The sequence below is a fragment of the Streptomyces sp. NPDC001415 genome, from assembly GCF_053597395.1.
Map to the genome: position 1 here is coordinate 56,075 of NZ_JBSFIE010000040.1, position 12,720 is coordinate 68,794.

Sequence of the window (12,720 nt, forward strand, 5' to 3'; positions counted from 1 at the left end):
GCGAACACTGCCCGTACGAGCGCCGTCCGACCGCGAGTAACAGCGGACGGGCCCCCGGTGAATGGTGTCAGATCAAAACAGGGGCGTGGGTCCCAGGCCCCGACCCGACCCCGGCCCGGAACCGCCCACTGTACCGGGCCGAGTATCCGGAGGTCCGGCCTCCACTGTGTGGGCTCAGTGGGCGGTGGTGCCCTCCGGTGCGGAAGTGACGAGTTCGGTGAGCACGCCGTGGCAGTCCTTGGGGTGCAGGAAGGTGATCGACGAGCCCATCGAACCGGTGCGCGGCTGGTCGTAGAGGACCCGTACGCCCTTGCCGCGGATGGCCTCGGAGTCGGCGGTGACGTCCTCGGTGCCGAAGGCGATGTGGTGGACGCCCTCGCCGTTCTTGGCCAGCCACTTGCCGACCGCCGAGTCCTCGCGGGTCGGCTCCAGGAGCTGGAGGTAGGAGGCCCCGCCGTCCGACGTCTCGTTGATCTTGAGCATGGCCTCGCGCACCCCCTGTTCCTCGTTGACCTCGGTGTGGAACACCTCGAATCCGTAGGTGGCACGGTAGAACTCGACGGTCCTGTCGAGGTCGAAACAGGCGATCCCGATGTGGTCGATTCGCGTCAGCATGGGTCCAGTGCAGCGCTCTCAGGGGTGGTTACGCAACGTGCGCGCGATCACACCGGCTGCCGGGTGACGTGGGCAGTACCGCTCAGTACATTCCTAGTAAACCCTCGTTCACACCTCACCTCCCTAGGGGCCGTGCCTCATGTCTGGAACGACCGGTACCACCTCAGTGATCGTCGCGGGCGCCCGTACGCCCATGGGCCGACTGCTCGGCTCCCTCAAGTCCTTCTCCGGCGCCGACCTCGGCGGCTTCGCCATCAAGGCGGCCCTGGACCGGGCCGGCATCGGCGGCGACCAGGTGCAGTACGTGATCATGGGTCAGGTGCTCCAGGCGGGCGCCGGCCAGATCCCCGCGCGCCAGGCGGCCGTCAAGGCAGGCATCCCGATGAACGTCCCCGCGCTCACCATCAACAAGGTGTGCCTGTCGGGTCTGGACGCGATCGCGCTCGCCGACCAGCTGATCCGCGCGGGCGAGTTCGACATCGTGGTCGCCGGCGGCCAGGAGTCGATGACCAACGCCCCGCACCTGCTGCCCAAGTCCCGCGAGGGCTTCAAGTACGGCGCGATCGAGATGCTCGACGCGATGGCGTACGACGGTCTGACCGACTCCTTCGAGAACATCCCCATGGGGGAGTCGACGGAGAAGCACAACACCCGCCTGGGCATCGCCCGCCCCGAGCAGGACGCGATCGCGGCGGCCTCGCACCAGCGGGCCGCGGCCGCCCAGAAGAACGGCATCTTCGAGGCCGAGATCACTCCGATCGAGATCCCGCAGCGCAAGGGCGACCCGGTCCTGTTCGCCAAGGACGAGGGCGTGCGTGCCGACACGACCGTCGAGTCCCTCGGCAAGCTGCGCCCCGCCTTCGCCAAGGACGGCACGATCACGGCCGGCACCTCCTCGCAGATCTCGGACGGCGCGGCCGCGGTCGTCGTCATGTCCAAGGCCAAGGCCGAGGAGCTGGGCCTGGAGTGGATCGCCGAGATCGGCGCCCACGGCAACGTGGCGGGCCCCGACAACTCGCTCCAGTCGCAGCCCTCGAACGCGATCAGGCACGCGGTCGGCAAGGAGGGGATCACGGTCGAGGACCTCGACCTGATCGAGATCAACGAGGCCTTCGCGGCGGTCGCCGTCCAGTCAATGAAGGACCTCGGAGTTTCGCCGGAAAAGGTGAATGTCAACGGCGGCGCGATCGCCCTCGGCCACCCGATCGGCATGTCCGGCGCCCGCGTCGTGCTGCACCTCGCCCTCGAACTGAAGCGCCGCGGCGGCGGCGTCGGCGCGGCCGCCCTGTGCGGCGGCGGCGGTCAGGGCGACGCGCTGATCGTCCGCGTCCCGGGCAAGTAGTCCGGGCAGTAACTCCCTGATCCCTGCGGTGCGTACGCGACTGAACGGAGCGGCAATGGTGGACGTCCCCGAACTGGTGGCCCAGGCCCGGGAAGGCCGGCCCAGGGCCGTCGCCCGGCTGATCTCGCTGGTCGAGGGGGCGTCCCCGCAGCTGCGCGAGGTCATGGCGGCGCTGGCCCCGCTCGCGGGCAACGCGTACGTCGTGGGGCTCACGGGCTCGCCGGGTGTCGGCAAGTCGACCTCCACCTCGGCGCTCGTCACCGCCTACCGCAGGGCCGGGAAGCGGGTCGGCGTGCTCGCCGTCGACCCGTCCTCGCCGTTCTCGGGCGGGGCCCTGCTCGGCGACCGGGTCCGGATGTCGGAGCACGCCTCCGACCCGGGCGTCTATATCCGCTCGATGGCGACCCGGGGCCACCTGGGCGGTCTCGCGTGGGCGGCGCCCCAGGCGATCCGGGTCCTGGACGCGGCGGGCTGCGAGGTGATCCTGGTCGAGACGGTGGGCGTCGGCCAGTCCGAGGTCGAGATCGCCTCGCAGGCCGACACCTCGGTGGTGCTGCTCGCACCCGGCATGGGCGACGGCATCCAGGCGGCCAAGGCCGGCATCCTCGAAATCGGCGACCTGTACGTCGTCAACAAGGCGGACCGGGACGGCGCGGACGCGACGGCCCGCGAGCTCAACCACATGCTGGGCCTGGGCGAATCACGCGGCCCGGGGGACTGGCGCCCGCCCATCGTCAAGACGGTGGCGGCACGCGGCGAGGGCATCGACGAGGTCGTGGAGGCGCTGGAGAAGCACCACGCGTGGATGGCCGAGCACGGCGTGCTCGCCGAGCGGCGCCGGGCCCGCGCGGCCCGCGAGGTCGAGACCATCGCGGTCACCGCCCTGCGCGAGCGCATCGGCTCCCTGCACGGCGACCGCCGCCTGGACACGCTGGCGCAGCGCATCGTGGACGGCGAACTCGACCCGTACGCGGCGGCCGACGAACTGGTGGCCGGGCTGACCGGAGCGTAGATCTGACGAGGTGTCAGATCTTGCCGCGATGGCCCCGCAGGTGTTCGGCGACCGGGGTCAGTGACTCGCGTAGATCGGCCAGTGCCTCGCTCGACAGCAGGTCGATGAAGTGGCGCCGTACGGAGGCCACATGGTGGGGGGCGACCTTCTCCATGGTCTCCGTGCCGTGCTCGGTGAGGACCGCGAAGAGCCCGCGCCGGTCCGACTCGCAGTTCTCGCGCCGGACCAGGCCCGCGTTCTCCATGCGGGTGATCTGGTGCGAGAGGCGGCTCTTGGACTGGAGGGTGGCGGCCGCGAGGTCGCTCATCCGCATCCGCTTGTCGGCCGACTCCGAGAGGTTCACCAGGATCTCGTAGTCGTTGTTGGTCAGGCCGAACGGCTGCAGATCCTTCTCCATCTGGTACGTCAGCATCCTGTTGACTTCCAGATAGGTGCGCCAGGCGCACTGCTCGTCGTCGCTCAGCCAGTTCGTGGCCGTCTCGGTCTCCATATGTGGATTCTACCTAAGAAGTTGAATTCTGAACAAAGTCTGGGAGTGTGACGCCCGGCACGTGGTGCGATCGCGCCACTCGCGCGGCCCCGCCTGGCCCCGAGGGGCTCATGCGTTCGACGTCACACTCCGCAGACTACCGCTCACAGGCCGAAGCGACGCTGGAGGTCCCCCAGCTGGCCGGGAAGACGCGGTGCCCCGCCCGCCTGGCCGTGCCCGCCCTGGCCGCCGCCCGGCACCCCGGGCTCGTTGGCGACCTGCCCGGTCGCCTGCTCCGCCATCAGTACCTCGGTGGACTGGAGCAGCACCGTGCCGGCCCCCACGAACTCGAACTGGTGCTCCTCGCCGGACGTTCCGCCGAGCCCGGTGAGTGACCGGATTCCGCCCAGGACGCCCGTCATGTAGCCGTGGTCGTAGTGGTGGCAGGGCGAGGGGCAGTCCGCCCAGCCGACAAGGGCCTGAGGGTCCACCCGGATCGGCGGCTCCATGAAGACGACGGGTCCGTTGGACGCGGCCACGAACTTGCCCGTGCCGATCAGTGTGAGGAACCCCGGCACGATCGACTGCTTGAGCGCGAGCGAGGGCTGGTAGGCCAGCAGGTTGCCGGACCGGATCGTCAGGTTGCCGTCGTCCAGGTCGTAGCTGTTCACGTCGAAGGCGCGGTCCGCGAGCAGCATCTTGCCGCTGCCGTCCGCCACCACCCAGTCGCTGGCGTGCAGTGGCGAGTGGAAGCTCGTACGGAGCAGCCGGTCGAGGCGGCCGTGGCCGATGCCGTTGAACTCGATCTGCCCGTAGTAGGCGATCATCTTGCCCTTCTGCAGGAACCACTGGCTCGACTTGAGCTCCACGCAGAAGGTGTACTTGTTGACGTTGTCGTCGGTCGGCAGCGAGTAGGGATCGAAGATCACCGGGGCGGTCACAGCTTCTCCTCCGAGGCCTGCACGTACACCGAACCCTGGCCGGACAGTTCGAGTTGGAAGGCCTCGCCGGAGCCCCGGCCCACCATGTCGCGCCAGCCGAGCGCGGTCGAGAGCTTGTTGCGTACGTCGCCGTGGTGGGCCACATAGGCCTGCGGGTCGACGTGGACCGGCCGCTGGGGGGTGATCGGAAGCTCGATCACGCCGCCGTGCGCCATCACCGCGACCGCTCCGTGTCCCTTGAGCGTCGTGGTGAACAGGCCCTGCCCGGTCACCTGCCCGCGCACCATGCCCATGACCCCGCCCTGCGAGCCCATGAACATCGTGCCCTGCTGGAGCGAGCCGTCGAAGGCGAGCAGGCGGTCGGCCTCCACGTACAGGGTGTCGCCCTGGAGGTTGATGACCTGGATGTGGTGGCCGCCGTGGCCGAACATCACGGTGCCGCTGCCCTCGACCGTCATCAGGGGGGTCGCCTCGTTGGCGACCCGGCGGCCGATCATCGACATGATGCCGCCCTGGCCGCCCTGGATGTTGGGCGTGAAGGACACCTCGCCCTTGTAGGCGAGCATGGCGCCACGCTGGCTGAACATCTTCTGGCCGGGGCTCACCGTCGCCTCGACCATCTTGGAGTTGATCTCGCGGAAGGGCATCAGACGTCCCCGCCGATCGTGTTGCGCTCGCTGGGCTGCACGTACACCAGGCCCTCGCCCTCGAACCGGATCTGGAAGGCCTCGCCCGAGCCCTCGCCGAGGAAGGTGCGGAAGGTCACCCCGGACTGGAAGCGCTGCTGGAGGTTGCCCTGGTGCGCGATGTACGCCCCCGGGTCGACGGACAGCGGGTACTGGGCGCTGACCCGGAGCACCACCGCCGGCCCGTCCGACATGATCGCGGCCTGGCCGTGGCCCTCGATCGTCGTGGTGAACAGGCCGTTGCCCTGGCTCGCGCCGCGCAGGCCGGTGAACGTGGTGCCGGTACGCAGTCCGGCGTCGGTGGCGAGCAGGTTGCTCGCCTCGACGAAGAGCTTGTCGCCGGTCAGGCTCACGAGGTTGATCTCGCTCGCACGGTCGGCGAAGTAGCACGTGCCGTGCCCCTTCACCTCCATCACGGTCATCTGTTCGCCGGTGAGGCGGCGGGTCACCATGCCGCGCAGACCCTCACCGCCGCCGGACATCTTCTTGAACGCCATCTGGCCGTCGTAGGCGACCATCGAGCCGTTCTTCGCTTTGACGGCGTCGCCGGTCATGTCGACGGCGAGCACTTTGCTGCCCTGGAGTCGGAACGTTGCCACGGCCCGACGTTAGCGGGCCGGGGACCCGCCCCGACAGGGGCAAAGGTGCGATGTCAGAATGAGGAACGTTTGTGCATGCGTTCACAAAGATCGCTGCCGACGGATCGCCGCCTGACGATCACCGCCGCCCGCTCCCTCCCAGCGAAGGTGCCCCACACGTGGACATCAAGACAGCCTCCGCCCTGCATCGACTCCGACTGATCTCGCTCCCCGAGGCCATCTCGTTCCCGATCCTGCTGGTGTGCTCCGTGCTCAAGCGCACCACCTCGTTCGACGGGGTCATGGTCATGGGCATGGTCCACGGCATCCTGTTCACGCTGTACGTGCTCTTCTGGCTGGACGCCTGGAACCGCACCAAGTGGTCCGCGAAGACCGGCGCGCTCTACTTCGTCCTCGCCGTGCTGCCCTTCGGCGGCTTCTTCGCCGAGCGGAAGATCCGCCGCGAGCTGGACGACGCGGTCATCGCGACCCGGGCCCGCAAGGAAGGCGTGGTGAACGCGTGATCGTCGCCTTCTCGGTCAGCCCGCTCGGCGTCGGCGAGGACGTGGGGGAGTACGTGGCCGACGCGGTGCGCGTGGTCCGCGAGTCCGGCCTGCCCAACCGTACGGACGCGATGTTCACGTCCATCGAAGGTGAGTGGGACGAGGTGATGGACGTCGTCAAGCGTGCCGTCGCCGCCGTCGAGGCCCGCTCGAACCGCGTCTCGCTCGTGCTCAAGGCGGACATCCGCCCCGGCGTCACGGACGGCCTGACGTCCAAGGTCGAGACGGTGGAGCGCCACCTGTCGGCATAACGCACCTTTCAGTGAAGAGCCCCCGGTCGCCGGGGGCTCTTTCGCGTCCTGGCCGCGCGAAAACCGTCCAATGTAGAACCGCTCACTCGGACTACTCCAGTCGACACGCCGGACATTCTCCACTTTTGTGGGGATATCAACACAGTTCGCGACCCTGCTCGACGATCAGTTGGAGGGCACCGTGCGCCCGGAAGGCTACGACTACGACACCCACAGCCGACTGGCCGGACCGCTCACGGAGCCGGGCCCCAAGCCCTACCGGGTGCAGTACCGGAGTCTGCTCTCCCGGGAGCCGCACCGCATACGCGCCATACTCCTGATGGCCCTGGCGCCGATCCTGACCGGCCTCCTGCTCGTCTACCTCGTCTGGCCCACCCACTGGGTGGAGCGCGAGGGCGGCGACCGCTGGCTCGTGAACCTCGACATCGCGATGCTCGTCTCGATCGGCCTGATCGAACTCTTCATGGTCGCCAACGTCGCCTCCGTCGCCCACGCCACGATGGTCGCCCGCGACCCCGTCCCGGTCACCTCCGCCTACGGCACCCGGGTCGCCTTCCTCACCACGTACGTGCCGGGCAAGGAACCCCTGTCCATGGTGAGGGGCACCCTGGAGGCGGCCGTCCGGCTCACCCACACCGGGCCGCTCGACATCTGGCTCCTGGACGAGGGCGACGACGAACAGGCCAAAGCCCTCTGCGCCGAGCTGGGCGTGCGCCACTTCTCCCGCAAGGGCGTCCCCGAGTGGAACCGCGAGAAGGGTGTCCACAAGGCCCGCACCAAGCACGGCAATTACAACGCCTGGATCGCGATGCACGGCGGCGGCTACGACTTCTTCGCCTCCGTCGACACCGACCACGCCCCGCTCCCCAACTTCCTTGAGCGGATGATGGGCTACTTCCGCGACCCGGACGTCGCCTTCGTCGTCGGACCGCAGGTGTACGGGAACTACGACTCGCCCGTCACCAAGGCCGCCGAGTCCCAGCAGTTCCTCTTCCACGCGCTGATCCAGCGGGCCGGCAACCGCTACCGGGCGCCCATGTTCGTCGGCACAAACAACGTCGTACGCCTCGCGGCGGTGCGGCAGATCGGCGGGCTCTACGACTCGATCACCGAGGACATGGCCACCGGCTTCGAACTGCACCGGCACAAGAACCCGAGGACCGGACACCACTGGCGCTCCGTGTACACCCCGGACGTGCTGGCCGTCGGCGAGGGCCCGGCCTCCTGGACCGACTTCTTCACCCAGCAGATGCGCTGGTCGCGCGGCACCTACGAGACGCTGTTCAAGCAGTACTGGAAGGCGCCCTTCAGCATGCCGCCCGGCCGGCTGCTCTCGTACACCCTCATGCTCGTCTACTACCCGATGACGGCCGTCAACTGGCTTCTGGGGATCGTCAGTTGCGTGCTGTTCCTGTGGTTCGGGGCGTCCGGCACCCAGGTCTCCGCCTCGGTCTGGCTGATGCTCTACAGCGACGCGGCCGCCCTCCAGATCGGCCTCTACCTGTGGAACCGGCGGCACAACGTCTCACCCCACGAACCCGAGGGATCGGGCGGGCTCGCCGGGATGGGCATGTCGGCGCTCTCGGCGCCCATCTACCTCAAGTCGCTCGGCTCGGCCGTCCTGCGCACCCCCGGCCGCTTCGTCGTCACGCCCAAGGGGGGCCAGACCAGCCCCGACCGGCTGTGGACCTTCCGGATCCACCTGTTCTGGGCGGCCGTCCTCGCCGGCTCGCTGATCGCCTCCGTCCACTACCACCACACCCACGCCGCGATGCGCACCTGGGCCGTGCTCGCCCTGTGCATCGCGCTGTCCCCGGCGGCGATCTGGGCGTGGACGACGCTGCGCGAGCGCGGGGCGGCCCACCGGGGCGCCAAGGCCACCACCCAGCAGTCGACGAAGGCCACCGGCGAGACGGAACCCGCCATCGTCACGACGACAGGAGGGAACTGAGCCATGGCCCACCGGCCCTCGAAGCGGACGAAGAAGACCCTGCTCGGCGGCGGCGCCGTCGTGGTCCTCGCGGGCCTCAACGCCCCCGCCGCGCTCTCCTTCGCCACCGAGCAGTACCACGCGTACGAGATCGCCCAGCCCGAGTACACGGCGAAGTACGGCGCCTGGCACGACGTCGACATCCCCAAGAAGTACCGCACCAACGCCATCCACGCGGCGCTGCTCCACACCGGCAAGGTGCTGATCATCGCGGGCTCCGGCAACAAGCAGGACCACTTCGACGCGGGCACCTTCGACACCGTCCTGTGGAACCCGAAGGACAACTCCTTCAAGAAGATCCCCACCCCCGAGGACTTCTTCTGCGGCGGCCACGCCCAACTCCCGGACGGCAAGCTCCTGGTGGCCGGCGGCACCGCCCGCTACGAGCTCCTGGACGGCGAGGTCAAGCGGGCCGGCGGAGGCATGCGGGTCAAGAACGAGAGCCCGGACAAGGCCGTCACCATCAAGAGGGGCACCAAGTTCCGCTCCCCGTCGGGCGTGGAGTACGTGTCCAAGTTCGACGTCACGGTGCCGCGCGCCAAGCGCGAGTTCAAGATCTCGTACGACGAGAGCGGGCAGATGAAGCCCTGGCAGACCAAGACCACCGCCGCCGAGGCGCGGGTCTTCGTCGAGGCCGTGGCCGAGGGCCCCCAGTCGGTCGCCACCGACCGCGCCCAGTACGAGATCGAGGGCCTGACCGGCAAGGACGCCAACGACGTGTACGGGCTCGCCGAGAAGATCACCCTGGACAAGCAGGACTTCCAGGGGATCAGGGCGGCCTACGAATTCGACCCGAAGGCCGAGAAGTACATCCCCGTCGCCCCGATGAAGGAGGCCCGCTGGTACCCGACGCTCACCACGCTCCAGGACGGCCGGGTGCTCGCCGTCTCCGGTCTCGACGACGTCGGCGTGATCCTCGCGGGCGACAACGAGATCTACGACCCGAAGACCAAGCAGTGGTCCAAGGGTCCCTTCCGCTACTTCCCGACCTACCCCTCGCTGTTCCTGACCAAGAGCGGCAAGCTCTTCTACTCGGGCGCCAATGCCGGGTACGGGCCCGCCGACAAGGGCCGCGAGCCGGGCCTGTGGGACGTCCAGAAGAACACCTTCACCAAGATCGGCGGCCTGAACGCCACCGACCAGCTGGAGACGGCCAGTTCGCTCCTGCTGCCCCCCGCCCAGGACCAGCGGTTCATGCTGCTCGGCGGCGGCGGGGTCGGCGAGTCCAAGAAGGCGACGCCGCGCACCGCCGTGGTGGACCTCAAGGAGGCGAACCCCGTCTTCAGGACCGGGCCCGAACTCCCGCAGGGCACCCGCTACTTGAACAGCGTGATCATGCCGGACGACTCGGTCTTCACCAGCGGCGGCTCGGCGGACTACCGGGGCAGGGGCGGCTCCAACATCCTCAAGGCCCAGTTCTACGACCCCAGGACGAACGCCTTCCGCGAGGCGGCCGACCCCACCATCGGCCGCAACTACCACTCCGAGGCGCTGCTGCTGCCCGACGGCCGGGTCGCCACCTTCGGCTCCGACTCGCTGTTCGGTGACAAGGACAACACCAAGCTCGGCAAGTTCGAGCAGCGCATGGAGGTCTACAGCCCGCCCTACCTCTACCGCGACAAGGACAAGCGCCCCGCGCTCGGCGACGGCCCCGAGGCCGCGGCGGGCGACGGCCGGGCGACCTTCAGGACGGACCACCCCGAACGCGTCGTCAAGGCCCGCCTGATGCGGCCGAGCGCGGTCACCCACACGACGGACGTGGAGCAGCGGTCGATCGAACTGGGCCTGACCAAGGACAAGAACTCGGTCACGATCACCGTCCCGAAGGACCGGGCGCTGGTCCCGCCCGGCTGGTACATGGTCTTCGTGACCGACCAGGAGGGCACCCCGTCCGAGGCGAAGTGGCTCCGGGTGGACTGAGCGCTCCGGGTGGACCGAGCTCTCTGGACGGGCCGAGCTCTCCGGCTGGACCGGGCGGTGTCAGAAGCGGGCGCGCTTGGCGAGCCCGAGCGCGTACTCCGGCCACCAGGTCCCGGCGGACGGGCCGCCGCGACAGGGCCCGTCCGAGTCGCCCGGCCGCTTGATCCACAGGAACGCGTCGACGAGCGGATCCCCGGTACGGACCGACGGCGGGGTGCCGAGGGACCGGCCCGGGGGATTGCACCAGGCCTGTTCGCGGTCCTCGGGCAGCGGCCCCTCGCCGTTGCGGCTGGTGTCCATGACGAAGTGCTTGCCGTCGAGCCCCTGGGACACCTTCGCCCCGTACGCCCGTACAGCCGCGTCGGTCTGGAAGTTGGAGACGTTCAGCGCGAACCCGTCGGCCTTCTCGACTCCGGCCCGCCGCAGCGGCTCGATGAGGCTGTAGGGGTCCCGGATCCAGGAGGGATTGCCGGCATCGAGATAGACCCTGGTGTCGGGCAGTCTCTTGAACTGCCGAATCGCGTCACGGAGGAGCTGATAGCGCTCGGCGTGATGGTCGGGAGTCGTGCACCCGTCGACCATGTGGGCGACCGCGTCCGGCTCCAGAACGACGATCGCCGGGGCGTCGCCGATGGCCTCGGCGAACATCCGGTACCAGGCGCGGTAGGCGTCGGCCCCGTTCGCGCCGCCCGCCGAGTACGCGCCGCAGTCGCGGTGCGGAATGTTGTACGCCACGAACACCGCGGTCCGCTTCTCCTTGGCGGCGCCCTCGACGGCCTTGCGGATGCCGGGCTGCGGGTTGTCCCCCGACGGCCAGGTGGCCACCGGCCGGTCGGCGATCCTGCGCAGGACCTGGGCGTCGGCGAGCCGGCCCTGCCCCTGATAGATCCTGACCTGCCGGGCCGCGTCGCTCTCCGGGTCCACCCAGAAGGGAGAGCCGGGCGCGGGCGCGGGGGCGGCCTCGGCCTGGGAGCGGGCCCGGGGCACGGAGGCCCCGCCGCCGTCGCCGCCGGACGAGCAGCCGGCCACGGCGGCGAGCAGGACGGCGGCGAGCAGAATTCCGCGCGGGAGGGATCCGTACGCGTGGGCTCTGTACGCGAGGGTTCTGTACCGGGACATCAGGCCCCCTGAGGTGGCAAGGGTCTGTACGGGACGATATGCACAGGACCGGGTAATCGTGACATAACAGTCACCCCCCGTGGGGAGCGCCATGCCGGGCGGTGCGGTACCGAACTTCGAGACGGGGCTGACCGGCATGTGACCAGTGGGTAAGGTCGACGGGTGCCCAAGCCGCTCAGCCTTCCCTTCGATCCCATCGCCCGAGCCGACGAACTCTGGCAGCAGCGCTGGGGACCCGTGCCCTCGATGGGGGCGATCACCTCGATCATGCGGGCGCACCAGATCCTGCTCGCGGAGGTCGACGCGGTGGTGAAGCCGTACGGGCTGACCTTCGCGCGGTACGAGGCGCTGGTGCTGCTCACCTTCTCCAAAGAGGGGGAGCTGCCGATGTCCAAGATCGGCGAGCGCCTGATGGTCCACCCGACCTCGGTCACCAACACGGTGGACCGCCTCGTGAAGTCGGGCCTCGTGGACAAGCGCCCCAACCCGAACGACGGCCGCGGCACGCTCGCGTCGATCACGGACAAGGGCCGCGAGGTGGTGGAGCTGGCCACGCGCGACCTGATGGCGATGGAGTTCGGGCTCGGCGTCTACGACGCGGAGGAGTGCGGGGAGATCTTCGCGATGCTGAGGCCCCTACGGGTAGCGGCCCACGACTTCGAGGAGTAGCCCACCCCGTCGGCGGTACGGGGGAGAGCCCGCCGCAGACGTGACCCGGGCGAAGATCGCCCCGCATGTCCGGTTACGCTCGACCGCATGAAAAAGAGCGTGCTGACCCGCTACCGAGTGATGGCGTACGTCACCGGCGTACTGCTGGTCCTGCTGACCCTCGGCGTCATCGCCAAGTACATCCTCGACATGAACGGCGCCGCGGACTTCACGAAGATCGTCGGCATCGCCCACGGCTGGCTGTACGTGATCTACCTCGTCTTCGCCTTCGACCTGGGCTCCAAGGCGAAGTGGCCGGTCGGCAAGCAGCTGTGGGTGCTGATCGCCGGCACGATCCCCACCGCCGCCTTCTTCGTCGAGCGCAAGGTCTCCAAGGAGCTGGAGTCCAAGGTCGCGGACGGCGTCCCCGCCGGCGCCCGGGCCTGAGAGCCTGAGAGCCTGTGTCTAAACCCCGCCCGGGCCCGTGGCGTCTGGCACGCACGCTCGCCGCGTTGCCGAAACGCCCTAGTAGCTCCTCCCCCAAGGTCTTGAAGACCAGGGGGTACCCCCATCGAGGACCTTCCGG

The 12,720-nt window shown here is 69.2% G+C and carries 14 protein-coding genes; 8 read left to right on the top strand and 6 right to left on the bottom strand.

Going from position 1 to position 12,720, the window contains the following annotated elements:
- Positions 1 to 174: 174 nt before the first annotated feature.
- Entirely contained in the window at positions 175 to 615 is a 441-nt protein-coding gene (gene mce / locus ACWC2B_RS33290; protein ID WP_450723234.1) for a methylmalonyl-CoA epimerase, read from the bottom strand.
- Between the two features lie 139 nt (positions 616 to 754).
- Here mce and ACWC2B_RS33295 point away from each other — a divergent pair, with 139 nt between their 5' ends.
- Positions 755 to 1,957, top strand: coding sequence for an acetyl-CoA C-acetyltransferase (locus ACWC2B_RS33295; RefSeq protein ID WP_450723236.1), 1,203 nt, complete (start codon positions 755 to 757; stop codon positions 1,955 to 1,957).
- Positions 1,958 to 2,012: 55 nt separating this feature from the next.
- Complete coding sequence (gene meaB / locus ACWC2B_RS33300) at positions 2,013 to 2,969, top strand: methylmalonyl Co-A mutase-associated GTPase MeaB (protein ID WP_114038203.1); 957 nt, start codon at positions 2,013 to 2,015, stop codon at positions 2,967 to 2,969.
- Between the two features lie 13 nt (positions 2,970 to 2,982).
- Here meaB and ACWC2B_RS33305 read toward each other — a convergent pair whose 3' ends face one another.
- The 4 genes from ACWC2B_RS33305 to ACWC2B_RS33320 form a co-directional block, all read right to left on the bottom strand.
- On the bottom strand, positions 2,983 to 3,459 hold the full coding sequence (locus tag ACWC2B_RS33305; protein WP_450723238.1) for a MarR family winged helix-turn-helix transcriptional regulator: 477 nt from the start codon (positions 3,457 to 3,459) through the stop codon (positions 2,983 to 2,985).
- 143 nt (positions 3,460 to 3,602) lie between these two features.
- Positions 3,603 to 4,379, bottom strand: coding sequence for an AIM24 family protein (locus ACWC2B_RS33310; protein WP_450723240.1), 777 nt, complete (start codon positions 4,377 to 4,379; stop codon positions 3,603 to 3,605).
- Positions 4,376 to 5,026 (bottom strand): AIM24 family protein, encoded by a 651-nt coding sequence (locus tag ACWC2B_RS33315; RefSeq protein ID WP_450723242.1) that lies wholly within the window; start codon positions 5,024 to 5,026, stop codon positions 4,376 to 4,378. Before ACWC2B_RS33315 ends, ACWC2B_RS33310 begins: the two co-directional genes overlap by 4 nt.
- Entirely contained in the window at positions 5,026 to 5,664 is a 639-nt protein-coding gene (locus tag ACWC2B_RS33320; RefSeq protein WP_344376690.1) for an AIM24 family protein, read from the bottom strand. Before ACWC2B_RS33320 ends, ACWC2B_RS33315 begins: the two co-directional genes overlap by 1 nt.
- Before the next feature lie 158 nt (positions 5,665 to 5,822).
- On the opposite strand from ACWC2B_RS33320, the gene ACWC2B_RS33325 reads away from it, so the two are divergent.
- From ACWC2B_RS33325 to ACWC2B_RS33340, 4 genes are all read left to right on the top strand, one after another.
- Positions 5,823 to 6,167 carry a DUF3817 domain-containing protein gene (locus ACWC2B_RS33325; RefSeq protein WP_344376689.1) on the top strand — a complete coding sequence of 115 codons (345 nt, stop codon included), beginning with the start codon at positions 5,823 to 5,825 and terminating at the stop codon, positions 6,165 to 6,167.
- Complete coding sequence (locus ACWC2B_RS33330) at positions 6,164 to 6,457, top strand: MTH1187 family thiamine-binding protein (RefSeq protein ID WP_365440018.1); 294 nt, start codon at positions 6,164 to 6,166, stop codon at positions 6,455 to 6,457. Before ACWC2B_RS33325 ends, ACWC2B_RS33330 begins: the two co-directional genes overlap by 4 nt.
- A 181-nt stretch (positions 6,458 to 6,638) precedes the next feature.
- A complete protein-coding gene (locus ACWC2B_RS33335; RefSeq protein WP_450723255.1) occupies positions 6,639 to 8,408 on the top strand; it encodes a glycosyltransferase family 2 protein in 1,770 nt (589 codons plus the stop codon).
- A gap of 3 nt (positions 8,409 to 8,411) precedes the next feature.
- The gene (locus ACWC2B_RS33340) at positions 8,412 to 10,367 is read left to right on the top strand and encodes a galactose oxidase-like domain-containing protein (RefSeq protein WP_450723245.1); all 1,956 of its coding nucleotides are present in this window, start codon (positions 8,412 to 8,414) and stop codon (positions 10,365 to 10,367) included.
- 60 nt (positions 10,368 to 10,427) lie between these two features.
- Here ACWC2B_RS33340 and ACWC2B_RS33345 read toward each other — a convergent pair whose 3' ends face one another.
- Entirely contained in the window at positions 10,428 to 11,486 is a 1,059-nt protein-coding gene (locus ACWC2B_RS33345) for a glycoside hydrolase family 6 protein (RefSeq protein ID WP_450723247.1), read from the bottom strand.
- Positions 11,487 to 11,648: 162 nt separating this feature from the next.
- Here ACWC2B_RS33345 and ACWC2B_RS33350 point away from each other — a divergent pair, with 162 nt between their 5' ends.
- Both ACWC2B_RS33350 and ACWC2B_RS33355 read left to right on the top strand, forming a co-directional pair.
- The gene (locus ACWC2B_RS33350) at positions 11,649 to 12,155 is read left to right on the top strand and encodes a MarR family winged helix-turn-helix transcriptional regulator (protein ID WP_450723249.1); all 507 of its coding nucleotides are present in this window, start codon (positions 11,649 to 11,651) and stop codon (positions 12,153 to 12,155) included.
- 87 nt (positions 12,156 to 12,242) lie between these two features.
- Positions 12,243 to 12,581 (top strand): DUF3817 domain-containing protein, encoded by a 339-nt coding sequence (locus tag ACWC2B_RS33355; RefSeq protein WP_450723251.1) that lies wholly within the window; start codon positions 12,243 to 12,245, stop codon positions 12,579 to 12,581.
- Positions 12,582 to 12,720 lie beyond the last annotated feature (139 nt).

Coding starts and splice junctions, on each gene's coding strand:
- ACWC2B_RS33295 (WP_450723236.1), top strand. CDS start 755: ATGTCTGGAACGACCGGTACCACCTCAGTGATCGTCGCGGGCGCCCGT.
- ACWC2B_RS33345 (WP_450723247.1), bottom strand. CDS start 11,486: ATGTCCCGGTACAGAACCCTCGCGTACAGAGCCCACGCGTACGGATCC.
- meaB (WP_114038203.1), top strand. CDS start 2,013: ATGGTGGACGTCCCCGAACTGGTGGCCCAGGCCCGGGAAGGCCGGCCC.
- ACWC2B_RS33355 (WP_450723251.1), top strand. CDS start 12,243: ATGAAAAAGAGCGTGCTGACCCGCTACCGAGTGATGGCGTACGTCACC.
- mce (WP_450723234.1), bottom strand. CDS start 615: ATGCTGACGCGAATCGACCACATCGGGATCGCCTGTTTCGACCTCGAC.
- ACWC2B_RS33305 (WP_450723238.1), bottom strand. CDS start 3,459: ATGGAGACCGAGACGGCCACGAACTGGCTGAGCGACGACGAGCAGTGC.
- ACWC2B_RS33340 (WP_450723245.1), top strand. CDS start 8,412: ATGGCCCACCGGCCCTCGAAGCGGACGAAGAAGACCCTGCTCGGCGGC.
- ACWC2B_RS33315 (WP_450723242.1), bottom strand. CDS start 5,026: ATGCCCTTCCGCGAGATCAACTCCAAGATGGTCGAGGCGACGGTGAGC.